Annotated in this window: 22 protein-coding genes; 9 read left to right on the top strand and 13 right to left on the bottom strand. The window is 60.0% G+C overall.

The window, feature by feature from the left end; translation table 11 throughout:
- The first annotated feature begins 85 nt into the window (after nucleotides 1-85).
- The gene (locus VL130_RS16605) at nucleotides 86-799 is read left to right on the top strand and encodes a DUF1013 domain-containing protein (RefSeq protein ID WP_325364568.1); all 714 of its coding nucleotides are present in this window, start codon (nucleotides 86-88) and stop codon (nucleotides 797-799) included.
- A 100-nt stretch (nucleotides 800-899) separates the two neighbouring features.
- On the opposite strand, the gene VL130_RS16610 is transcribed toward VL130_RS16605, so the two are convergent.
- The 9 genes from VL130_RS16610 to VL130_RS16650 form a co-directional block, all read right to left on the bottom strand.
- Nucleotides 900-1,115 (bottom strand): flagellar basal body rod C-terminal domain-containing protein, encoded by a 216-nt coding sequence (locus VL130_RS16610; protein ID WP_325364570.1) that lies wholly within the window; start codon nucleotides 1,113-1,115, stop codon nucleotides 900-902.
- Between the two features lie 57 nt (nucleotides 1,116-1,172).
- Entirely contained in the window at nucleotides 1,173-2,591 is a 1,419-nt protein-coding gene (locus VL130_RS16615; RefSeq protein ID WP_325364572.1) for a DUF1501 domain-containing protein, read from the bottom strand.
- Between the two features lie 9 nt (nucleotides 2,592-2,600).
- A complete protein-coding gene (locus VL130_RS16620; RefSeq protein ID WP_325364574.1) occupies nucleotides 2,601-4,346 on the bottom strand; it encodes a DUF1800 domain-containing protein in 1,746 nt (581 codons plus the stop codon).
- A 203-nt stretch (nucleotides 4,347-4,549) separates the two neighbouring features.
- A complete protein-coding gene (pheT, locus tag VL130_RS16625) occupies nucleotides 4,550-6,949 on the bottom strand; it encodes a phenylalanine--tRNA ligase subunit beta (protein WP_325364576.1) in 2,400 nt (799 codons plus the stop codon).
- Nucleotides 6,950-7,000: 51 nt separating this feature from the next.
- Nucleotides 7,001-8,074: a phenylalanine--tRNA ligase subunit alpha gene (gene pheS, locus VL130_RS16630; RefSeq protein WP_325364578.1), complete on the bottom strand. Its 1,074-nt coding sequence runs from the start codon at nucleotides 8,072-8,074 to the stop codon at nucleotides 7,001-7,003.
- Nucleotides 8,075-8,203: 129 nt separating this feature from the next.
- Nucleotides 8,204-8,563, bottom strand: coding sequence for a 50S ribosomal protein L20 (rplT, locus tag VL130_RS16635; protein ID WP_325364580.1), 360 nt, complete (start codon nucleotides 8,561-8,563; stop codon nucleotides 8,204-8,206).
- Nucleotides 8,564-8,578: 15 nt separating this feature from the next.
- Nucleotides 8,579-8,776 (bottom strand): 50S ribosomal protein L35, encoded by a 198-nt coding sequence (gene rpmI / locus VL130_RS16640; protein WP_325364582.1) that lies wholly within the window; start codon nucleotides 8,774-8,776, stop codon nucleotides 8,579-8,581.
- Nucleotides 8,777-8,949: 173 nt separating this feature from the next.
- Nucleotides 8,950-9,609 (bottom strand): DUF3885 domain-containing protein, encoded by a 660-nt coding sequence (locus tag VL130_RS16645; protein ID WP_325364584.1) that lies wholly within the window; start codon nucleotides 9,607-9,609, stop codon nucleotides 8,950-8,952.
- Complete coding sequence (locus VL130_RS16650; protein WP_325364586.1) at nucleotides 9,602-10,942, bottom strand: MFS transporter; 1,341 nt, start codon at nucleotides 10,940-10,942, stop codon at nucleotides 9,602-9,604. Before VL130_RS16650 ends, VL130_RS16645 begins: the two co-directional genes overlap by 8 nt.
- Before the next feature lie 124 nt (nucleotides 10,943-11,066).
- Here VL130_RS16650 and VL130_RS16655 point away from each other — a divergent pair, with 124 nt between their 5' ends.
- Nucleotides 11,067-12,338, top strand: coding sequence for a DNA-directed DNA polymerase (locus VL130_RS16655; RefSeq protein WP_325364588.1), 1,272 nt, complete (start codon nucleotides 11,067-11,069; stop codon nucleotides 12,336-12,338).
- 77 nt (nucleotides 12,339-12,415) lie between these two features.
- Here VL130_RS16655 and VL130_RS16660 read toward each other — a convergent pair whose 3' ends face one another.
- Entirely contained in the window at nucleotides 12,416-14,653 is a 2,238-nt protein-coding gene (locus VL130_RS16660; RefSeq protein WP_325364590.1) for a putative bifunctional diguanylate cyclase/phosphodiesterase, read from the bottom strand.
- A 351-nt stretch (nucleotides 14,654-15,004) separates the two neighbouring features.
- Between VL130_RS16660 and prfA the strand changes: the two genes are divergently transcribed.
- The 7 genes from prfA to VL130_RS16695 all read left to right on the top strand — a co-directional run bounded on the left by prfA (nucleotide 15,005) and on the right by VL130_RS16695 (nucleotide 20,384).
- The gene (prfA, locus tag VL130_RS16665; protein ID WP_325364878.1) at nucleotides 15,005-16,078 is read left to right on the top strand and encodes a peptide chain release factor 1; all 1,074 of its coding nucleotides are present in this window, start codon (nucleotides 15,005-15,007) and stop codon (nucleotides 16,076-16,078) included.
- A gap of 30 nt (nucleotides 16,079-16,108) precedes the next feature.
- Complete coding sequence (locus tag VL130_RS16670) at nucleotides 16,109-16,684, top strand: hypothetical protein (RefSeq protein ID WP_325364592.1); 576 nt, start codon at nucleotides 16,109-16,111, stop codon at nucleotides 16,682-16,684.
- Nucleotides 16,684-16,890: a hypothetical protein gene (locus tag VL130_RS16675; RefSeq protein WP_325364594.1), complete on the top strand. Its 207-nt coding sequence runs from the start codon at nucleotides 16,684-16,686 to the stop codon at nucleotides 16,888-16,890. Before VL130_RS16670 ends, VL130_RS16675 begins: the two co-directional genes overlap by 1 nt.
- On the top strand, nucleotides 16,887-17,690 hold the full coding sequence (locus VL130_RS16680) for an MOSC domain-containing protein (protein WP_325364596.1): 804 nt from the start codon (nucleotides 16,887-16,889) through the stop codon (nucleotides 17,688-17,690). Before VL130_RS16675 ends, VL130_RS16680 begins: the two co-directional genes overlap by 4 nt.
- Nucleotides 17,691-17,735: 45 nt before the next feature.
- Nucleotides 17,736-18,449, top strand: a complete 714-nt coding sequence (gene gpmA, locus VL130_RS16685; RefSeq protein WP_325364599.1) for a 2,3-diphosphoglycerate-dependent phosphoglycerate mutase — start codon at nucleotides 17,736-17,738, stop codon at nucleotides 18,447-18,449.
- 1 nt (nucleotide 18,450) lies between these two features.
- Nucleotides 18,451-19,068 (top strand): bifunctional diaminohydroxyphosphoribosylaminopyrimidine deaminase/5-amino-6-(5-phosphoribosylamino)uracil reductase RibD, encoded by a 618-nt coding sequence (locus VL130_RS16690; protein WP_325364601.1) that lies wholly within the window; start codon nucleotides 18,451-18,453, stop codon nucleotides 19,066-19,068.
- A 62-nt stretch (nucleotides 19,069-19,130) separates the two neighbouring features.
- Nucleotides 19,131-20,384 (top strand): pentapeptide repeat-containing protein, encoded by a 1,254-nt coding sequence (locus VL130_RS16695; RefSeq protein WP_325364603.1) that lies wholly within the window; start codon nucleotides 19,131-19,133, stop codon nucleotides 20,382-20,384.
- Here VL130_RS16695 and VL130_RS16700 read toward each other — a convergent pair.
- The 3 genes from VL130_RS16700 to trxB all read right to left on the bottom strand — a co-directional run bounded on the left by VL130_RS16700 (nucleotide 20,381) and on the right by trxB (nucleotide 23,116).
- Complete coding sequence (locus VL130_RS16700) at nucleotides 20,381-21,175, bottom strand: MipA/OmpV family protein (protein ID WP_325364606.1); 795 nt, start codon at nucleotides 21,173-21,175, stop codon at nucleotides 20,381-20,383. The genes VL130_RS16695 and VL130_RS16700 overlap by 4 nt on opposite strands.
- 268 nt (nucleotides 21,176-21,443) lie before the next feature.
- Nucleotides 21,444-21,926, bottom strand: coding sequence for an Hsp20 family protein (locus tag VL130_RS16705; RefSeq protein ID WP_325364608.1), 483 nt, complete (start codon nucleotides 21,924-21,926; stop codon nucleotides 21,444-21,446).
- 143 nt (nucleotides 21,927-22,069) lie between these two features.
- The gene (gene trxB / locus VL130_RS16710) at nucleotides 22,070-23,116 is read right to left on the bottom strand and encodes a thioredoxin-disulfide reductase (RefSeq protein ID WP_325364610.1); all 1,047 of its coding nucleotides are present in this window, start codon (nucleotides 23,114-23,116) and stop codon (nucleotides 22,070-22,072) included.
- Nucleotides 23,117-23,322 lie beyond the last annotated feature (206 nt).

The raw sequence follows: 23,322 nt of genomic DNA on the forward strand, positions 1-23,322 counted from the left end.
CCCACAACACCCGCGCCCGGCCGAAAAGGCCGGGCGTAGCCATTTCTGAAGGGTCGGTGCGACCCCTCACACAAAGGATAAGCCTATGTCTGATATCCTGATGCCCAAGGCGACCGCCGTCTGGCTCGTAGACAATACCTCGCTCGGTTTCGACCAGATCGCCGATTTCTGCGGCCTGCACCTGCTCGAAGTCAAGGGCATCGCCGACGGTGAAGTGGCGCGCGATATCCGCGGCGCCGACCCGATCGCCAATGGCCAGTTGACCCGCGAAGAACTGACCAAGGCCGAGGCCACCCCGGCCTACCGCATGAAGGCGCTGGTGTCTCGTCACGCCGAGCTGCTGAAGCCGACCAAGAAGGCCCCGCGCTATACGCCGGTGTCGCGCCGCCAGGACCGCCCGGACGCCATCCTGTGGTTCGTCAAGAACCATCCGGAAATCACCGACGCGCAAATCTCCAAGCTGCTCGGCACCACCAAGTCGACGATCGAGCAGGTCCGTTCGCGCACGCACTGGAACTCGTCCAATATCAAGCCGGTCGATCCGGTGACGCTCGGCCTGATCGGCCAGATCGAACTGGACGCCGCCGTCAAGAAGGGCACCGACGCCAGGCGCAAGCAGGCCGAGAAGCTCGGCATCCCGCTCGATGATCCGTCGCTGAAGCCGGCGGTCACCGTGCAGCCCGCCTTTGAGGAAGAAGACGACAGTCCCTACGCCAAGAAGAACGATCTGTCGGTCGAGGACGTCTTTGGCAAGGGCGGCGGCAAGCTGTCCGAACCGGAAGAAGACGAAGACTATTGATCGTCTCTACAACGAGCCTAAAGAAAGCCCGTCGGATCATCCGGCGGGCTTTTGAGTTTCAGGCAGGGAACGCACTCAGGAACAGTCAGAAAGCTGAGGCTCAGGTCTTGATATCGAGCAGGCTGCCGAGCATCTCGTCGGCGGTCTTGATGACGCTGATATTGGCTTTGAAGGCGTTGCGCGAATTGATCTGTTCGACAAGATCGCTCAGGATATCCTGGCCGTTGGTCGCATTGCGGGCGGTGCTCGCGGCGGCTTTTTCGAAGCGCTGCGTGGCCGAAATAATCCCTGCGGTGGCTGTGCTGATCGCGGACATGTTCACACTATGCGCGTCAAAGTTTAAGGCGGATTTTAGAAACGCGGTTAATGCGCCTTAACCCATGAAGCCCAGGTTGGCCGTGGCGAAATTCCCGATATTGGGCAGGACCGACGTCAGTTCCGAACCGGACAGACCGAACCATTTGCCGAGTGTCGCGGCCATCTGATCCACAGAGGTCGAGGGCAGGAGGCGGCCCTGGCCGACCTGATCGTCGGTTTCGAGCGAAATGTGTGGCGCCGTGCCGTAGAACTGCCCGCCCTTGACCGCACCGCCCATGACGAAATGGTGCGAGCCCCAGCCGTGATCGGAGCCATCGCCGTTATAGGCCAGGGTGCGGCCGAAGTCCGACGCCGTGAAGGTGGTGACCTTATTGGCGACCCCCAGTTCGACCGTAGCGTTATAGAAAGACATTACTGCCGAATTGAAGGTGGCCATCAGGCCTGGATGCTGGGTCATCAGGCCGTCATGGTTGTCGAACCCGCCCATGGAGACGAAGAAGACCTGCCGTCTGGTGCCGAGCGTGTTGCGTGCGGCGATCAGCTTGGCCACCACCTGAAGCTGCTGGGCGAAATAGTTGGTCTGGTCGAAGGTCGTCGTCAGGGTGATCGGGTCAAGTGCGGCGTTGACGATGGTTTCCATGTCCATCGAACGTTTCGTCACCGCGTTGAAGGCATTTTCCATGACGTGGGTGCGTGGCTCGGTGATCAGTTGTTTCAGCAGGTTGGAAGCATCAGAAGACCCAAACACCCAGCCCTTGGCCGGCCAGATCGGGATCGCACCGTCCGGACTGATCTGATATTGCAGGGTGTTGTTGCCGGAAACAAAGACCGCATTGCCGGAGGCCGAGATGCAGGTCATCAGGCTCTGGCCGTTTGACGACAGGGCCAGATCCCCCATGCGGCCGCCCCAACCGACGGTCGAGCCTTCGGAACCGAGCGATTGCCAGATCGATTGCTGGTCATTGTGCGAGAACAGCTTGGGCGGCAAAGGGTAGGATTTACTGCCGCTCTCATACTGGGCCAGGGTGAGGGGCACCACGAGCGGACCGACATTAAGCTGGACGGCGGCCTTGCCGGTATTGAACAGTGAGGCCACACCGGTCAGTTCCGGAGCAAGGGCGTACTGAATATTGTTGGTCAGGGTTTGCGGCGTCAGGGTTGTCAGGGCTGTGCCGTCAAGTTCGCTGTGGGCAAGCGCCACGCCCCCGCGTTTGCGACCGGCGGCCCCGCCGCGAATGGCACTGTAGAGGTCATAGTTTGGCAGGTCATAGGGAATGACCGTATTGCCGTAATCATTGCCGCCGTAAAAAAAGCAGCAGACAATGGCCTTGTAATCAGTGGCGTCCATGGCGGCGGCTTCACCGACCGAGGCGAGATTGAGCGCCATGGGAGCGGCGGCGCCAAGGCCGGCCATGGCGGCGGCGCGCTTCATGAAGGCGCGGCGATTGAGGTCGGGGATCCGGTTGTTGTACATATGAATTCCCTATTTCTGAATCAGGTATTCAGGGCTGCACATCAGCAGCAGAATGGCGTTGCAGATGCGATCCAGCTTTTCATCATCGGTGCTTGTAGCGGTGATGGCGTTGGCGTCTAGGGCCGTCTTGATCCGCGCGATGGTGGCCGGGGATACCTGGTTGGCGCTGAGATGGAGGTTCAGCCAGTCGAGGAGGCTTTGCGAATCCGCTACCTTGGCCAGAATGGCGGTATAGTCGGGTTTCACATCGCTGTAGCCGTCACGCATGACGGACGTAAAGAAGTTGATGAATCCGGCGACGGTCGTTTCATTGTGGAGCTGAAATTCCGGGGCCACGTCACCGGCGGTCGCTATGGCGGTCTGCGGCGGTACATAGCCTGGCCGGAAGAAATTGAACACCGAAGGCGAGCGCAGCGGGCTTTGGCCCAGCCCCCAGTCGGCACTCGACAGGTCGTAGATTTCCCATTTACCGGTGGCGCTGTAGGCATCGAAGGTGCGGGCGAATTGCGCCAGGCGGATCATCGGTTCACGCAGCTTGCCGGCGGTGGTGTTGGTGGGGAGGGTGCGCGCCTCGCTATCCATCAGAATGGCGCGCCACACGGCTTTCAGGTCGCCGCGCACGCCGGAGCCGTTGTTGTTGAACTTGTCGGCGACGCGCGACACATAACCAGGCGAGGGATTGGACGTCACCAGTCGCTGGATCATCTGTTTGGCAAAGAACGGTCCGACGTTCGGATGATTGTAGAGGGTATCCAGCGCGGTTTTCAGCGCATCCTTGCCGAGGGTATTGGCCGGAATAGTGGTTCCGAGGAATTTTACCTCCAGCAGAGAATGCTCGCTCGGATCAAGCACCATGCGGGCGCTGGCGAATTCAGTCGTGGCAACGCCATAGCTCTCATAACCGTCCAGCCAGGTAACGGCCGAATAGTCCCAATCGTAGCCGGTAAAGACGCGCGCCAGATTGCTGATATCCGACTGGGTGTAGGTTTCGGTCTTGTTACCCAGCAGGTCGGTTTTCGGCGTGCCGTCATTATTGAGTTCGTAAAGGCCGATAGTGAAGAGCTGCATCACCTCACGGGCATAGTTTTCATCGGGTTCGCGGCCGGTGCTTGTGTCTTCCTTGAGATTTCCCTTTGTATTCAGAAAATACCCTACGGCGGCATTGAGCGTCACTTCTTCCAGCAGGGTGCGGAAATTGCCGAAGACATTGGCGTTGAGCATGTCCCAGTAGCCGGCGATGACATAGGGTGGCCAGAAACCGCCGATCGGATTGAGCGAGGCGACCATCATTTCCGAAACGGCGAGGGCGCAACGTTTTCGCAACTGGTCATCGCCGGTCATCAACATCCGCCAGGCCATGAAGTCGCCGGGGTTGAGGTCGAAATAGTTCGCGCCGTGATTAGGGGTTCCGTAGCCCTGGGCGGTCAGCCACTGGGCGCCGGTCTGGCTGATGGGGGCGTTGAACTGGGTGGTCAGCCAGCCGTCATAGCCCTTGGAATTGAGGGTGGTGAGGTCGGTATCCTTGAAGGCGAACTGCGCCTGCAACAAGAAGCGGGCGGCATCGGCTGGGGTATAGTTGTAATTAACCGGTGTGGGATTTGTTGAGCCACCGCCGGTGCTGCCTCCACCTCCGCCGCCGCCACCACAGGCGGCCAATGCAACAGAGAGCGCGCCGAGTAAGCCAATGCCTGGTAGGGACGTACTTTGGATGGAATCTGGGGCCGCTTCCGGCGAAGGGGCTGGTTCGTCGCGCATTTCTGGGCGCGTATCCTGGAAATCCACGTTTTTACCCCTCGCCAAGATGCTGTCGCTGTTTCAGGTCTGAAACAAAGCTATGTTGGCCAGTTATTAACGTTTTCCTAAATAGGGGAACCTTGTTCTCCGAAAAACAGAATCGTGAACACTTGTGCAGGTAAGGTTTGACCACGGATGAGGTATCCGTGGTCAAATCGTAAAGGTCAGCCACGCAGGGTGGCGCCAGCCTTTTGAGCCGCTGCGATAATTTTACCGCTCAGGGCTTCGATCTCCGGTTCGGTCAGGGTCTTGTCGGTCGGGGTGATGGTCACCTCGACGGCCAGCGACTTCTGGCCTTCGGGCACGCCGGCGCCGGTATAGACATCGAAGACCTGCGCATCGCCGATCAACAGCTTGTCAGCCCCCTTGATGGCGCGGACGAGATCGCCCGCAGCCAGTCCGGCATCAGCCAGGAAAGCGAAATCGCGGGTCAGGGGCATCAGGTTGGAGAGGCTGAGCGCGCCCTTCGACTTGCCGGACTTCGCCTTGGGCGAGGGCAGCAGGTCAAGGCGGATTTCAAAGCCGACATGTGCGCCGTCAAGATTCAACGCCTTGAGGACGGCCGGGTGCAGGTCCCCGAACTCGGCGACAATCTGCTTCGGGCCGAGTTGCAAACGCGCCGAGCGGCCGGGGTGCCACCAGCCATTGTTATTGCCCTGCACCAGTTGCAAGGAGGTGACAGGGGCGCCCATGGCCTCCAGCAGTTCCATCAGATCGCCCTTTAGCGCGAACAGGGCATCTTCACCTCGCGCTTGCCAGTGGCGCGACTTGTCCGGCGCCTTGATGGCGGTGATGGTGGTCTTCTGGTCGTTCGGTTCCAGCCCCTGATAGATAGGCCCTATCTCGAATAGCTGCACGCCGGAAAACCCGCGCGCGGCGTTGCGGCCGGCGGCTTCCAGCAGGTTCGGCAGGGCGGATGGCCTCATGCAGTTCAGTTCGGAAGCGATCGGGTTGGCGAGGACGAGCGTGTCGTCACCGCCGCCGAACAATTTGGCCCAGTCCTGGCGCATGAACGACCAGGTGACGGCCTCTGAGTAACCGAAAGCGGCCAGAGCACGGCGGGCGGTGCGCGCTTTCGCCTGTTGCGCGGTCAGTACGCCGCCGGGACGTGGCGCGAGAACCGGCAGGGGCGTGGCCGGGATATGGTTGAAGCTGTAGATGCGAGCGACTTCCTCGACCAGATCAGCCTTGCCGTCTACATCACGGCGCCACGAAGGCACAGTTACGGTCCAGCTTGCGCCGGTGGTGACGCCGAACCCCAGCGCGGTCAGGATCTGCTCGATCTTGTCGGTAGGTACGTCAAGGCCGGTCAGTTGCGCCACATAGGCCGGATCGAAAACCACATCCGAACGGCCCTCAACGGGCGCACCGGCTTCGACGACTTCGGAGGCTTCGCCGCCGCACAGCTCAAGGATCAGTTGCGTCGCCAGTTCGAGGCCGGGGCGGGTGGATTGCGGATCGACCCCGCGGGCGAAGCGATACTGCGCATCGGAATTGAGGCTTAAGGTGCGGCCGGTCTGGGCGATGCGGATCGGTTCAAACCAGGCGGATTCGAGGAAGATCTCGGTGGAAGTATCATCGACGCCCGTGCTTTCGCCGCCCATGACGCCGCCGAGACCGATCGGGCGCTGGCCCTCGGCATCGGCGATGACGCACATATCCGGGCCAATATCATAGGTCTTGCCATCGAGCGCGATCAGTTGTTCGTCGTGCTCACCGTTATGATGGCCGAGGCGGGCTTCCAGCGTCGTGCCGACGAGCTTGGCGACATCATAGACGTGCAGCGGACGGGCGCGATCGAAGGACAGGTAGTTAGTGATGTCGACCAGGGTTGAGATCGGCTTCAGGCCAATGGCCTTGAGCTTGTCCTGCAACCACTTGGGCGAGGGCCCGTTTTTCACGCCGCGGATAACGCGGCCGGTGAAATGGCGGCAGGCGTCGCCATCGACCTTGACCGTGATCGATGAGGGGAAGCTGCCCTTGACCGGGGTGACGGTTGATTCTGTGAAAGTGCCCAGGCCGGTGGCGGCGAGATCACGGGCGATGCCGTGAACGCCCAGCCAGTCGGGACGGTTGGGGGTAACTTCGAAATCGATCACCGGCTCGGCGCCGAAGACCTCGGCGGCCGGGGTGCCAACCGCCAGGCTGTCCGGCAGGTCGAGAATGCCGTGGGCATCGCTGTCGAGTTCCAGTTCGGCGCCGGAGCACATCATGCCGTTGGAGATGACGCCGCGCACCGGCTTTTCGACCAGGGTGACGCCGAGACCGGGCACATAGGCGCCGATCGGGGCATAGATGGTGGTCATGCCTGCGCGGGCATTGGGCGCGCCACAGACGATTTCCTTGCGGCCGTCAATCGTATCGACCTGGAGGACCTGAAGCTTGTCGGCATTGGGGTGTTTGGCGGCTTCGATGACCTTGGCGACGGAGAAGGGTTTCAGCGCCTTGGCCGGATCGTGGATATCTTCGACTTCAAGACCGGCCATGGTCATGGCGGCGGCCATCTCATCGATGGTGGCGTCGGTCTTGAGATGATCTTTAAGCCAGGAGAGCGAGAATTTCATGTTCTTGTCTTTGTTTCGAGGTCGAGGAGGCTGTGCCTCCTCGTCTTATTCTTACGAGAGGCCGGAAGCGCTGTTCGGCGCGGCAAAGCCACTAAAGCCATAGTGGCCGAGCCAGCGCGTATCGGCGGCGAACATATCGCGCAGGTCCGGCACGCCGTATTTCAGCATGGTCAGGCGATCGACGCCCATGCCCCAGGCGAAGCCCTGATATTCGTCCGGATCGATGCCGCAAGACTTGAGTACGTTCGGATGGACCATGCCACAGCCGAGGATTTCCAGCCACGAGTCGCCGGTGCCGACCTTAAGTTCACCCTTTTCCCACGAACAGCGCACATCCATCTCAGCCGAGGGTTCGGTGAAGGGGAAGTGGTGCGGGCGGAACTGGGTGGTGACGCTGTCGGTTTCAAAGAAACGCGAAATAAAGGTTTCCAGCACCCATTTCAGATGGCCCATGTGTGCCGTTTTATCGATCACAAGGCCTTCGATCTGGTGGAACATCGGCGTGTGGGTCTGGTCACTGTCGCAGCGGAAGACGCGGCCGGGCACGATCAGGCGGAAGGGCGGCTTGCCGGAAATCATCGAACGAATTTGCACCGGCGAGGTATGGGTACGCAGCAGCTTCCTGACCCCATTCTCATCGGGGTTGAAGAAGAACGTGTCGTGCATTTCGCGCGCCGGATGCTTTTCCGGGAAGTTCAGGGCGGTGAAATTATGGAAGTCGTCCTCGATATCCGGACCTTCGGCGACCTCGAAGCCCATATCGGCGAAGATGGCGATCATCTCGTCCATGACCTGGAGCGTCGGGTGGACGCCGCCTTTCGGGCGCGGGGCCGAGGGCAGGGAGAGGTCGATGCGCTCCCTGGCCAGACGCTCGGCCAGGTGAGCGGCTTCCAGCATCTCCTTGCGCGCTTCCAGTTTTTCGGAAATCACATCGCGGACGGCATTGATCGCCGCGCCGGTGGTTTTGCGCTCTTCCGGCGGCAGGGCGCCCAGCGTCTTGAGCAGGCCTGAAATGCGTCCGGTCTTGCCAAGCGCCGAAACGCGCACGGCGTCAAGGGCGGCCAGGTCAGAGGCGGCGGCGATCTCGCCTTCGATTTCGCTTTGCAGGTCGGTATAGGCGGTCATATGCGTATCTTCAAAGAAAGGGATGCGTGTGTTTAGGCGAAAGCGGGCGGCGCGGGAAGCGGAAATTTAGGCAATAAAAAAGCCCCGCGACCGGTGAAGGTGCGGGGCTTTTTCGATAGCTTGAAAGCCTTAGGCAGCCAGGGCTGCGCGCACCTTGTCAGCAACGGCCTTAAAGCCGTCCATGTCGTGCATGGCGATATCGGACAGAACCTTGCGGTCCATGTCGATGCCGGCCACGTTCAGGCCATGGATGAATTGCGAATAGGTGAAGCCTTCGATGCGGGCAGCCGCATTGATGCGCTGGATCCACAGGGCGCGGAAGTTACGCTTGTTGACCTTGCGGTCGCGGTAGGCGTACTGGCCGGCACGATCGACGGCGGCCTTGGCGGTGCGGATGGTGTTCTTGCGGCGGCCGTAGAAGCCCTTGGCAAGTTTCAGAACTTTTTTGTGACGGGCGTGGGATACAACGCCTCTTTTAACGCGAGCCATGTGTGTCTGCTCCTCTTAGGCGTAAGGCATGTAAGATTTGATTTTGATGATATCCGGCGCCGACATCACCTGGGTGCCGCGGTTTTGACGGATATACTTCGCATTGTGCGAGATCAAACGGTGACGCTTGCCGGCGACGCCAGCCTTTACCTTGCCAGAGGCAGTGATACGGAAACGCTTTTTCGCGCCCGACTTAGTCTTCAACTTGGGCATTTCATGTACGGCTGTATTAAAGCCGCCCTCTATAAGGATTAAAACCCGCCAAGGCATGCCTTTGGCCCGTCGGGTCGGAAGCTCTCAAGCAGCGGAGCGGTAGAGCCACGCGCAAGAACGGCGGGTGTTACAGGAAAAGGTTTGCAAGCGCAAGAGGGGGTGGAAGGCCGCGCCTATTTCTTTTGCAGGGCGATGACGGTCTGAATCGCTTCGGCGCAGGATTTGGTCACCTGAAATTTCGAGGTCGCCATCTGGGCCTGGTTAAAGGTGACGAAACCGGTGCCGTCTTGCGGCATCCAGCCGTAAAACGACGAAATCCGCGCCATCAGTGCTTCGGGCGTCGGCTGACTGATATCGGCGCCGGCGTCATAAGGGCGGAAAACCGCGCCGTTTTCCTTGTTCACCCACAGAATATCCCAGAAATCGGACTGGTAGATGTGCAGCAGCAACCGGTTGAAGCCATTGGTTTTCCATGTCACATCGCCCGACCAGACCGTATAGGTCAGGGCGTCGCTGGTGCTGAAGAATTCCCAACCGGCGGTCAGATTGTAGCGCTTTTTCAGCCGGTTCGTGCGGTAGCGGTGGGGCTTGTCCTGATTGGGTGATTGCAGCGCCACCAGATAGCATGGCGAATCCTCACCCAGCGTGGCGGTGGCCACCGTATTGAAGCGCTCAAGCAGGGCGCGCAGTTCAGCATGATTATTGGCGCTGTTGCGGCCGTCAGGCAGCAGATGGAAGCGGGTTATGTTCCAGTTGCCTTCATAATGCAGCATATGGCCCAGGGGGTGGGTGCCAGGATGAAAGCGCAGCCAGTCGGCCTGAAAACTATCCATGCACCCTGGCTCCGCGTTTCTGGTACTTGCCGACCTGCAAGGCGAGCAGGGCCGCCGGCAGGGTGGTCACCGCGCCCATCCACACCGAGGCGTTAGGCCCCCACAGGCTGAAGACATAGCCGGCGATCATCGGGCCGGTGATGCGGGCGATAGCGCCGGTCGACATATTGAGGCCCAGCATGGCGCCCTGTTTGTCGGGTGGGGTCGATATCGAAATGATGGCGCAGATCGAGGAGAAGATCACCGCCTGGCCGAGCGCGCCCAGCATGACGATGGGGGTGATCAGCCAGCCGAACGGGTTCATGCCCTGAAGCACGAAACTCAACCCGAAAATGAAAAGACCGGAGGCCAGCACCTTGCTTTCGCCGTAGCGCCGGGTGAGTGGACGCATGAAGACCATCTGCATCAGGGCCGCGGCGATGCCGAGCGGCAGGAAGATGGCGCCGATCTCCTTCGGCCCCCAGTGGAAGCGCGCTTCGGCCCACAGGCCGAAGGTCGATTCCAGCCCGGCGAAGGCCATCATATAACAGAGAGTGGACAGGATCAGGCGTGACAAGACCGGGTTGCGCAGGGCTTCCTGTGCCGTTTTCAGCATATTGGGCTGAGCGGCCTCGACCTTGGTGCGACGCTGGCGGCTTTCACGGATGAACAGCATGACGCCCAGGCAGGCGAACGCCGAAAGGACCGCAGCGCCGAGCAGGGGCAACTGGAACTGGTTGCCGCCGGCGGTGGTCTCGTGGCTCAGAACGCCGCCGATGAAGGGGCCGATAATGAAGCCGAGCGAAAAGGCGCCGCCGATCAGGCTCATGCGGCCGGAACGCTTTTCGGGTGGTGACACATCCGAGACATAGCCCTGGATGGTCGAGATATTGCCGGAGCTTAACCCGCTGAAAAAGCGGATCAGGATAGCGACCCAGATGTTCGGTGAAAAAGCCAGCAGGATATAGAAAAGAACGCTTAGGGCGGTGGTGACGATCAGGATCGGTTTGCGGCCGATGCGATCGGAAAGGCGGCCGAAATAGGGTTCGGCGAAGAACTGTCCGAGCGAATAGGTGGTGAACATCAGGGTCACCTGCCACGCCTGCGCCTGCAAGCTTTGTGCGAAGAAGGGCATCAGCGGCACGACGATGCCAAAGCCGACCAGGTTGACGAAAACCACCGCGAACATGGCGGCCAACGGACCGTTTTCGTCCATGAACAGGCGTATCTTATTCAACAGACGGCCGTGGAGGAAGGTGCGCGTGTCGCGTTCATCTTCATCTGAGCGCAATTGATCCGGTTCGGACAAAGAGGACTCGTCCGTGGACGCAATGCGGGTATCGGGTTTTGACATGACGAGCGGTTATAAATGATTTGCGATCGATTGCGACAGTTTCTTTATCGCAAGTGCGTGATGCCTGTGACTTGACTTGCTGATAATGTTCTTGTTATGTTCCGGTATGGCGCAGAATGCTGACATGAAGGATCTGGACCCACGCTGGCGCGACGGCGGCGAATTGCGCTGGCTCTATCTCGACATGAACAGCTACTTCGCCAGTTGCGCCCAGCAGGACGAGCCGGCGATACGTGGCAAGCCGGTGATCGTCGTGCCGGTGATGTCGGACTACACCTGCGCCATCGCCGCCAGTTATGAGGCCAAGGCGTTCGGTGTCAAAACCGGCACGCAGGTGAAGGAAGCGAAGGAGAAGATTCCGGGCCTGATCATCCGGGAAGCCAGGCCGGACCGTTATGTCGATCTGCATGACCGGATTCTGGAGCAGGTCGATCACGTCATCCCCGTCGAGAAGGTGTGTTCGATCGATGAGGTGGCGTGCCGGCTGATGGGGCCGCAACGGCTGGAGGCGCCGGCGCGTGCCCTAGGCCATCGCATCCAGCGGCGCATTCTCGAAAATGTCGGCGAATGCCTGACGGCTTCGATCGGCATCGCGCCGTCGCGCCTGCTGGCCAAGACGGCGGCGGATATGAAGAAGCCGCTGGGCCTGACGGTATTGCGCATGGACCAGTTGCCGGGGGCCTTGCTGGATCTCGATATCGATGAGTTCGCCGGTATCGGGCATTCGATGAAGAAGAGGCTGAATGACGCCAGGGTTTATGATGTGAGGGGGCTGTGGGATCTGTCGCCATCGCGGATGCGCCAGGTGTGGGGCGGCATCATGGGCGAGAATTTCTGCTATGCGCTGCATGGCGTCGATCCGCCGGAAATCGAAACGGTGCGCGCCTCGATCAGCCATTCGCACGTTCTGCCGGCGCAACTGCGTGGGGTGGACGCGGCGCGCGGCGTGGCGCGGCGGCTGACGGCCAAGTGCGGTTCGCGTCTGCGGCGAATGGGTTATAAATGTACGGGCCTGAACCTGAGCCTGCGCGGAATGAGCGGAAAGGCGCAGGCTGACGCGCATTTTACCGTCACCTCGGACAGCTTTCGGATGCTGGAAGCGGTGGACGGCTTGTGGGAGATGTGCGCGGCGCGATTGAGCGGGCAGAAGATCAAGAAGATCGGTGTGACCTGCCTGGGCCTGGTGCCGGCCGAGGCGCCGCCGGACCTGTTCGGCTGGACGCCGGAAGCGCACGAGGACACGAAACACATGAAACTGCTCGGCGCGCTGGACGGCCTCAATCAGCGGTTCGGCAAGGATGCGATAACGATCGGCCCCCGGACCAAACTGCATGGGTTTGTTGGGGCCAAGATCGCTTTCAACCGGATTCCCGAACAGCCGGAATTCTGGGAATAGGAGAAGTTTATCCACATATGATCAAAAGCGGGCCTTGGTCGCAAGCCCAGGCGCTTGAAGGGGGACTTCCTTCCGTCTTAAGACATGCGAGGCGTCATCCGGATCGCCTTGGGCGGCACATAGCCCTCTTCGTCGATGATCGCCAGCTTGCGCTCGCTTTTCATCATATCATCGATCGTATGCGCGGCGACCGGCTTCGAGAACAGGAAGCCCTGGATGATATTGCAGCCCGTCTGGCGCAGGATATTCTTCTGCGCGCGCGTTTCCACGCCCTCGGCGACGATGTTCAGGTTCAGCGCCTTGCTGAGCTTCACGATGGCGCGGATCACCGCTTCGGCTTCCGGATCGACGCCAAGGTTGGACACGAACGACCGGTCGATCTTGATCTTGTCGACCGGATAACGGCTGAGGTAGCCAAGCGACGAATAGCCGGTGCCGAAATCATCAAGGGCGATGGTGAAGCCCATGTGGCGCAGGTCACGCAGCATCATCTGGGTGGTGTTATCGTCGTTGAGCAGCACGCCTTCGGTGATCTCGATCTCGATCCGCTCGGCGGCGGTCCGCGTTTCCGCCAGCAGCCCCTTGATCGTGTTCATGAAGCCGGCGCAGCGCATCTGGGTGGCCGAAACGTTGACGGCGACCTTCAGGCCGGGCCAGCGATGCGAATCCTGCATGGCACGGCGCATGACGAAGGTGCCTAGTTCATTCATCAGGCCACATTCTTCCGCCAGTGGAATGAAATAGGCCGGCGAAACGGGGCCGCGCGTCGGGTGCGTCCAGCGGCACAGGGCCTCGACACCGACGATATGGCCGGAGTGATCGACCTGCGGCTGGTAGACGACATCGATATCCTCGACGTGGATGGCTTCGCGCAGGCCGGTTTCCAGTGTCTTGCGCAGCTTGATCGTGGCGTCCATCTCGATTTCAAAGAAGGCGTACTGGCCGCGGCCGAGATCCTTGGCGCGGTAAAGGGCGAGGTCGGCCTGGCGCAGGGCTTCGGCGGGTTCGATATCGCCGTCGCCGATCAGGGTGACGCCGATCGAGCAGGAGGAAAACACCTGGCCGGATTCGAGATTGACGGTGCCGGTGAGGCCTTCGAGGATGCGCTTGGCGAGCGAAGCGGCGCTGGAGCCATCGGTATCGGTCTGGATGATGACGAATTCATCGCCGCCGAGGCGCGCCAGGGTATCGCCGGAACGAATCATGCCGGTGATCTTGTGCGCATTATTGCGGATCAGTTCGTCACCGGCGAGGTGGCCGAGCGTGTCGTTGACATCCTTGAAGCGATCGAGCCCGATGCACATGACGGCGACATGGCCGCCCTGGCGTTTCAGGCGTTCGCTGGCCTGATGCAGGCGATCGGCGAACAGGGTGCGGTTGGGCAGGCCGGTGAGGCTGTCATGCAGGGCCATGTGCTTGGCCTTGGCTTCCGAGGCGATCAGGCCTTGGGCGGCGCGCTGGCTCTGGTGCAGCAGGACGAGCGCGATCAGGCCGAGGCCGAGCGAAATCATCAAAACCGGCCCGAGGGTGCGGATAAACAGGGTGTGGCCGGGCGTATCCGGCATCCAGCTCAGTTCCGCCAGCACCTTGCCGTTTTCATCATGGAAAGCAACCGAAGCCGCGCCCTTGATGCGCGGCTGGCCGGGGTGCAGCACCTTGATGTCGGACACCATGTAGCGTTGCGACAGCGTGATCAGTTCGTCGCTCGACAGTTCATGCAGGCCGATGGCGACAAAGGGTTTGTATTTCAGCAGGGGGGTATCCTGCTTGTCGGGTAGCAGGAGGCTGGCGCCGACGATATAGATATGGCCGTTCATCGCCATCAGGCGGCCCGTATGGTTGGTGCCGGTGGTATGCGGCAGTCCCCTGATGCGGCGATCGTCATAGGTCTGACGCAGGCCGGTGATCAGGCTGTTTGTCTGGCGGAGGATGTTGGTGAAAAAGGCGGGCGCGACCTCTTTGCCGTTCTGATAGGCGAAGGCGATTTCGCCTTTGTCGTTCAGCAGCACATTGGACTCAAAATTGAGGAAATCGCGGAAATAGTCGCCGATATTGTCTTTTACCCAGGTTTTGTCGTAGCGGACGGCGGTGCTTTCGACGGCTTTGTCCCAGATGGTGATAGGGGTCATCAGTTGTGAATGATCGTCCGCCATCTGGTTCAATCCCAGCATGACGAGTTTTTCCTCACGGGCACGGGACATGTCATCGGCCTGTTCGGCCCACACCCACAAACTGCCCACCAAAGCACATACCGCCACCACGACAATCAAGGCCATAGGGGCAAGCAGTTTTAATTCGCCTGAATTACGTTTCACCAGGTCCTCGTTCTGAGGTGAGTTGTTTATCGAGGGTAAGGTTACTGTAGATATCTTAAATTAAGACAAACGCTTGTCATTTTTATTTAAAGGATTGTTAAGAGGTCCGTACTCGAAGCCAGGGCGGAATATGCTTCAGTGTCTTTGACGGTCAAGGTTTTCCACACCCGGAACGGTGAAATTCAAACCTTAACCGAATAACGAAGTTATGAAGTTATTTGCAGGCTCCATGAAGTTTGGGGCCGCCGGCAGAGCTTCATTGAAACCTGTCCGAAATAGGTTTAGTCAGACCGCCACGTTCCGCCAACTTCCGGCCGCCATCTTCTGTCTTTTCATGAGTATAAACCTTTGATACACCTCCCCGACGCCAAGCTGGACCAGGTCATGGACCGCTTCCGCATGATCGAAGCGCGCATGGAATCGGCGAGCGATGGCAGCGAGATCGTCAAGCTCTCCAAGGAACACGCCGAGCTTAAACCGGTCTTCGACGCCGTGACTCGCCTGCACAAGGCGCGCCTGTCGGTGCCCGAACTGGAAGAGATGGCGGCGCTGAACGATCCTGACCTGTCGCCGCTGGCGGTGGAAGAACTGACCGAGCTGAAGACCACCCTGCCGGAGCTGGAGCACGGCGTAGCGCTGTTGCTGGCGCCGCAGGACAAGGACGTCAACGCCTCCGCCATTCTGGAAGTGCGCGCCGGCACCGGCGGGGATGAGGCCGCTATCTTCGCCGGCGACCTGTTCCGCATGTACAGCCGCTATGCCTCATCGCAGGGCTGGAAGGTCGAGATCGATTCCGTTTCCGAAGGTGAAATGGGCGGTTACAAGGAAATCATCGCCTCGGTGACGGGGGATGGCGTCTTCGGCAAGCTGAAGTTTGAATCCGGTGTCCACCGGGTGCAGCGCGTGCCGGCCACCGAAGCCGGCGGTCGCATCCATACCTCGGCGGCGACTGTGGCGGTGCTGCCGGAAGCCGTCGATGTCGAGATCGAGATTTTGGACAAGGATATCCGCATCGATACCTATCGCGCGTCGGGTTCGGGCGGGCAGCACGTCAACAAGACCGACTCCGCTGTGCGGATCACCCACATGCCGTCGGGTATCGTGGTGACGTCATCGGAAAAGTCACAGCACATGAACCGCGCCATCGCCATGCGCAACCTCAAGGCCCGCCTGTACGACCAGCAGCGCACGGCGCTCGATACGGCGCGCTCCGATGCGCGCAAGTCGCAGGTCGGTTCGGGCGATCGTTCCGAGCGCATCCGCACCTATAACTATCCGCAGGGCCGGGTGTCCGATCACCGCATCAACCTGACGCTCTATAACCTGCCGCAATTCATGGAAGGCGATATGGATCAGATGATCAATGCCCTGATCAACGAGGACCAGGCCGAGCGCCTGGCCATGCTTGCCGAGGAGTTGGGTTAGGTATAGGCTTGACTCCACAGGGGGAAGGTCATGATAAATATTCTGCGATATGCGCTGTCAGGGCTCATTCTGGCCGGATATCTGATATGGCTGACGGTTGTTCTGCTCCATCATCCATCTGACGATAAAATTTTGCGAACTGTAAACGCTGCGCCTTTGGTGCTGATGTTTTCGTCTTTGCTACTGCCACAAGGTAAAAGCAGATTACGTTCAGTTATCTGGATATTGGGACTGCTAACGGGGATAAGCTGGGGGTGGTTTTATTTCCGTCTTGTGCCGCCTGAAAGGCACGATCCGATCCTTTTTGGATTCGCATGCGCCTTGATTATTGGATTTGTTTACTGGTTTTGCGAGTTTTCTTACAGAAAATGGTGGCCCAAACTCTCACCTAAGGCACGGCTTATCGCCGGAACCGCGGCTGTGATCGCCTTGGCGATCATTTTCGCCATTTCGGTGATTTCGGCCGTGACGCATATGGGCATCACATGGCATGGCATAATTAGCAACTGGGGCCTCACCCTGGTGATCATCTACTTGCCGATCTTTTTGGGCGCGCTTTGGCTTGCCCGGAAATTGGAAAGCCGGAAAATAAAAGGAAAAGAATAGTGCCCAAGCCCTTGTTGCGTAAAGTTCTGATCCTGTGGGCCATGCTGCTGATCGGTCAGTTTCTGCTGGCAGCGGCAGTGGTCTATCAAAGCCTGATGGCCGGCGTGCCCTTGCTGAATGCCCTGCTGAGTATGCAGCCGGTCCTGGCCGGCGTCAGCCTGATGCTGTTCCTGATCACGTATTTGCAGTATAAGAACAGGCCGTGAGCCGCGGCATCGTCTCTTCGATGTGGCGGCATCCGGTAAAGGGCTTTACGCCGGAACCGGTGAGTGAGGCGCTGCTGTTTCCGGGCGATTTCTTTCCGTTCGACCGGCTCTATGCGTTGGAGGTCGGGCACTCCGGCTTCGACGCAGAAAACCCCGAAACCATCTCCAAGATGAAGTTCGCCGTGCTGGCGCGGTTTGCGGCCGTGGCGCGTCTGCGTACGCGTTATGATGAGATCGACGATGTTTTCGAGGTGATGGATGAGGACGGCAAGTCTTGGTTATTTGATATGGCCAGCGAAGCCGGGCGGCACAGTCTGGCGCGGCATGTCGAGACCATGCTGGCGCGTCATGAGGACTATGATCCGGTCGCCTTCCCTCTGAAACTGCTCCGCGCGCCAAACTGGGACGAGGTGCATTCGCATTTCCGCTTCACCGATTCCGCCAAGGGGTTTGTGTCGTTTCTTAATCTCAATAGCCTGCGCGATCTTGCCCAGCATATCGGTCGCGACCTCGATCCGTTGCGGCTGCGCGCCAATATCTGGGTCGAGGATCAGGCAGCCTTTGAGGATCACGACTGGGTGGGCAAGCGTATCCGTCTGGGGGAAGAGGGGCCGGAATTTGAGGTGCTGAAAACGATCGTTCGCTGCGTCGCCACTCATGTGAACCCGCAAACCGCCGAACACGATATCGATCTGTGTCAGGCGCTGTGGGAGGCTTACGGCCATAAGGAATGCGGCATCTATGCCCGGATCGTCAAAGGCGGCGCTGTGCGGGCCGGAGACGTATTGCGTGTCTGGTAAAGTCATCCTATAGCCTTGCCGATATTCACAGACCGGAGACATCCCATGCCCACACTCGTCCTTCTGCGCCACGGCCAAAGCCAGTGGAACCTGGAAAACCGCTTCACCGGCTGGGTCGATGTCAACCTGACGGCGGAAGGCGAGGCCCAGGCGACGCGCGGCGGTGAACTGATCAAGGCCGAGGGCATCGAGATCGACAAGGCGTTCACTTCCGTCCTCACTCGCGCCATCCGCACCTGCAACCTGGCGCTGGAAGCGGCTGGCCAGTCGTTCGTGCCGGTGGTCAAGGACTGGCGTCTCAATGAGCGTCACTATGGCGGCCTGACCGGCCTCGACAAGGCGGAAACGGCCGCGAAACACGGCGAGGACCAGGTCAAGATCTGGCGCCGCTCCTATGACGTGCCGCCGCCGCCGCTGGAAGCCGGCAGCGCCTATGATTTCAACGGCGACCGTCGCTATGCCGGCGCCGACCTGCCCAATACCGAAAGCCTGAAGACGACGCTTGATCGCGTCATGCCGTTCTGGACGGGCGATATCGTGCCGGCGCTGAAGGCAGGCGATACGGTTTTGGTGGCCGCCCACGGCAATTCGATCCGCGCCATTATCAAATCTTTGTTCGACCTGTCGGACGAGGCGATCCTGGAGATCGAGGTCCCGACCGGCAACCCGCTGGTGGTGAAGCTGGACGATAATCTGAAGCCGCTTTCGGCCAAATATCTCGATACGGCCCGCGCCAATCCGCTGCCGGCGATTGGCTAAGGTGACCGACGCTGCTTTCATGAAGCAGGCCCTGGCATTGGGCCTGTCGCAGATGGGCCGGACCTGGCCCAATCCGGCGGTCGGCTGTGTCATCATAAAGGACGGCGTGGTCATCGCCGAGGGGGCGACGGGAGACGGCGGCCGACCTCATGCCGAGGAAGTCGCGCTTGATAAGGCTGGCGCGGCGGCGCGCGGCGCGACTACCTATGTCACGCTCGAACCGTGCGGACAGCGCTCGAACGGCGGCTGTTCCTGTTCGCAAAGGCTTTTGGAGGCCAGTGTGGCGCGCGTGGTTTATGCCTGTGATGACCCGTCGCCCTTCGCCTCGCATATTGGTATCGAACGTATGGCCGCGGCGGGGATTGCGATCGAAAATGGCCTGATGGCGGATAAAGCGGACAGGCTCATCGCGCCGACCGCCCACTATCATCGCACCGGCCGTCCGCTCGTCCAGACCGAGGCGGAGGGGGCAGGGTTTGACGCTGAATTTAATCCGGAAAGCGATGATCTGGAAGCCGAACTGGTCGCCTGGGCTGGGCGTGGATACCGCCATTTGTCGGTCGCGGCAGGCTCTGACATTGCCCATGCCCTGCGCGCATCAGGCTTAATGGCCGGATAACCCAAATTTTTAAGGTTTTTGTGCGAAACTTTCATTCCATTTTCGAGTGAAAGCCTTTTCGCATGACCGCCACCGCCGGCGACACACGCTATACCAAGCTGACGCAGGCCCAGGTCGATGCGATCTGCACCAAGCACGAACGGCTGCGCGCCATGAAGCCGGGCGGCGCGAGGGCGGTTTTCGCCTGGTGCGACCTGTCGGGTCTGAACCTTTCGGGACGCGTGCTCAATGACGCCGATTTCACCGCCGCGGTTCTGATGGAATGTGACCTTAGCCGGGCGGTGCTCGATACCTGCAATCTCTATTGCGCCGACCTGCAACTGGCCAATCTGACGGGCGCCTCGATGCGTCGGGCCGATCTGCGCGGGGCGTCCCTGCGGGGTGCCAATCTGTCCGAAGCCGATCTTTATGAAGCCGACCTGCGCGAAGGTGCGCTGGCCCTGCCGGATAAGCAGGCCGGACTATCCTACGTCGAAATCTCGATGCGCTCGTCGGAAGCGACCTATGCCAACCTGCGCGGGGCCAATCTCGATCGCTCCAAGCTCTCCGGCATCCAGGCGATGAAGGCCGATTTCACCGACGCCACGATGAAGTCGTGCAAGTTGATCCGTGCCAATCTCAAGCAGTGCATCATGGATAATGTCGATCTGGCGGGGGCTGATCTGTCCGGCGCCGACCTTTCCGGCGCGTCCTTGCGTGACGCCGTGCTGATCGGCGCGAAAACCGATATGTGGCGCACTTCTCAAACCGATATGACGGGGATGCTGACGGATAAACCTCAGGGCGTCGATGTGACAAACCTGCCCTATGGCCAGATGCTGCGGGATCATGCCTTGTGGGTCGATACGCTCGGCAAGGAAGGCACGCCGTCGAAATTCGACAATGCCGACCTGCGCGGCATGGGGTCAATCAAGGGGTTGAACCTGGCGGCGCTTTCAGCCAAGGGCGCGGTGTTTTATGGTCTCGATATGCGCGGCGTTCAGCTACAGGGGGCTCACCTTGAAGAGGCTGATCTGCGTAACTGCAATCTCGCCGGCGCCGATCTGCGCGGCGTGCGTATGTTCAAGGCCAGGCTCGATGGCGCCAATCTCGAAGGCGCCAATCTCGGTGCGCTGAAGATCGACGCCACGCGTTTCCTGCCGGCCGATCTGCGCGAAACGCGGATGCGCAATGTCAATTTCACCGATTCCGACATGAAGCTGGCGCGGCTCGATGGCGCCGATATTTCGCGCTCCAATATGCAGGGGGCCAGCATGAACCTCGAAGCGCTGGAACATGCGACCTGTGTGGCCCTGCGCGGATGGATAGCGAGTTAATTCCCGCCGAAGCGACGCACGACGAGAATTCCCGCGCGATAGCTCATTTCCTGGTTCTGCTTGAGCTGGATCAAGGGGCTATCGGCCACGTCACCGAGCGCGCGTTCGGCGTTGATGAAGGTGGCGATGGCGTAGTGCTTGCGGATCGGCGTCATCATCAAAAAGGCGATGCCGATGTTCTGCGGGCCGGCCCCGACCGCATAGGGGCTGAGGCCGGTGGTGGCGGCTTCGGAAGCGTCGATGCCATAATAGGCCTGGTTGGTCTTGCGGTCGCCGAAGCGCGTATAGACGAGGGTTTGCAGCAGGCCGACCTTCGTTATGTCCTGATGGCCGGCGGAAAGCATCAGCGATGAGCCGTTGGAAACGCCACTGATATCGTGCATCAGGCGGCCGCCGAGGCTGAAATTCTCACCGACGCGATAGAAGGCGTAACCGGCGAGATCGGCGCCGAGGCCAGGCACATCAAGGCCTTCCATGCCGTCGGCATTGCCGCCGAAATGCGGCCGGACCTGAACACCGGCGCGCAGGCGATCACGCAGGATCAGGTTGTAGCCGATGCCATTGAGGGCGTCGCCGTAGAAACGGTTCTTGTAATTGAAACCAGCCCACGGAATGACGTTGACCTTTTCCGGATCGCCGCCATTGGCGCTGAAACCATAGACCGCGCCGGCGCCGAGATCGATCGTCCAGTCATGCTGTTCGCCCACGGGTTTGTAAGGCTGGGTCTGGGCATGGGCGACGCCGAAAAGCAGCGGCAAGACGGCGGAAATGGTGAAAAGCAGAGTGCGCATGGAATATCCTGGTATGGCGTGGCCGCTATTACTGACCACAATTAATACCGTACCGTACAGTATGGATCAAGTCGCATATTCGCATTTGCACAATAAAAAGACCCCCGGCTTGTCGCCTGACCGTCAAACGCCCGAGGGATGGCAGGCGGAGATCAGAGGGGCCGGGGGTCATAAGCGCGATCACACTATCGGGGGACCGCGCAACACACATCAGTTCAGGGAGAAACAAGGTGCTCTCCGGAGACGCCTATCCCCGGAAAGCGGTATCTTACTCGGCGGCGGTCAGGACCGCAGCAGAGTCGTTAGACGCCGTATTGATGGCAATGGTCTTTGCCTTCTTGGCTTCCGGTACTTCGAGCTTGAGCGTGATCGCGAGCAGGCCGTTGGCGAGGTCGGCTTCGGTCACCTTGACATGATCGGCGAGCTGGAAGCGGCGCTCAAAAGACCGTTCGGCCAGGCCGCGATGCAGGAAGGTACGGGCTGCGCTGTCGTCGTCCTTCTTGCCGGTGACTGTCAGGACATTTTCCTTCACCTCGATATTGAGCTGGTCGGGGCGGAAGCCGGCGACCGCCACTTCGATGCGGTAGGAATCACCCTGGTCTTCGCCTTCAGCAGTCGGCAGGCGCTCGATGTTATAGGGGGGCCAGCCCGGCGCAGTTTCGGTGCGGGCGGCGCTGTCAAGCAGGTTGACCAGACGGTCAAAGCCAACGGCGGAACGGTAAAGGGGGGAAAAATCGATTGCGGTACGCATAGGGCTCTCCTTCAAAAAGCGAGGCCTTACGGGCATGCAGACACGCTGCAAAATAACCCGTAAAGGTTTGATTTTGAAAAACATCTGCATCCCCAAATGGGCGATGTGTTTTCCAAGAAGGCCCGATCAGCGGCGCCTTCGCTTTATGATTTAGTAGCGACTTTTTTCTGTTCAAGGGTCAGGTGCGAAAAATCTTCATCGATTTCTTTCGCGGTGAGCAGGGCGTGGTGGTGATCCTCTTCCGCCAGCAGACGGACGGCTTCCAGCGCCGCCTGGCAGCCCATGCCGGCGGCCGTAACGGCCTGGCGATAGACGTCATCGGTGACATCGCCAGCCGCATAGACACCGGTGATCGAGGTCTTGGGCGTGCCGGGTTCGACGACGAGATAGCCGCCTTGCTTGGTTTCCAGTTGCCCCTCGAACAGCGATGAGGCAGGCGCGTGGCCGATAGCGATGAAGACGCCATCAAGATCAATAACGCGGTGTTCGGTCGTGTTGACGTCCTGCAAGCGCACGCCGGTGACGCCCATGCCGCCGAATGCGTTGGTCTCGCCAAGAATTTCATCGATGGCGGCATTCCAGATCGGTTCGATCTTCGGATCATTGAGCAGGCGCTCGACCAGGATCTTCTCGGCGCGCAGGTTTTCGCGGCGGTGGATCAAATAGACTTTCGAGGCGAACTTGGTGAGGAACAGCGCTTCCTCGACGGCCGTATTGCCGCCACCAACGACGGCCACCACCTTGTTACGATAGAAGAAACCATCGCAGGTGGCGCAGGCCGAAACACCGAAGCCCTGATAGGTTTTTTCTGACTCAAGCCCCAGCCATTTGGCTTGCGCGCCGGTGGCGATGATGACCGTTTCAGCCAGGAACTGCGCGCCGCTCTCGGTTTCCAGCAGGAACGGGCGTTTAGACAGGTCAGCCTTCGTCACGATCTCGCCGATCACTTCGGTGCCCATATGCACAGCCTGATCGCGCATCTGGTCCATCAGCCACGGGCCTTGAACGACCTCGGCAAAGCCGGGATAGTTCTCGACATCGGTGGTGATGGTCAGTTGTCCGCCGTCCTGCGGGCCGGTGAAGATAACCGGCGACAACAGGCCGCGCGCGGCATAGATGGCGGCGGTCCAGCCGGCGGGGCCAGTGCCGATGATGGCGCAGCGAAGGGGGCGGGGAGCAGATGCGGACATGGGAAGACCTGACTGGAATCGAAAAAGTTAACGGTCATTAGATAGGTAGTGATGGCCCCGTTGTCATCAGGAATTGCGCGCTGCCGCCGGTTTTCCCAAGGTTTTTAAAGCGCTTCGTTCCTTTCCGAAATTTTACAAGTTTCCCGCCGAACCCGTATCCCAAACCTTTTCACGGCGGTTTAGGCTGGTTGCCAACCGCAGGCTGT

The sequence above is a fragment of the Asticcacaulis sp. genome, from assembly GCF_035497195.1.
GTDB lineage: Bacteria > Pseudomonadota > Alphaproteobacteria > Caulobacterales > Caulobacteraceae > Asticcacaulis.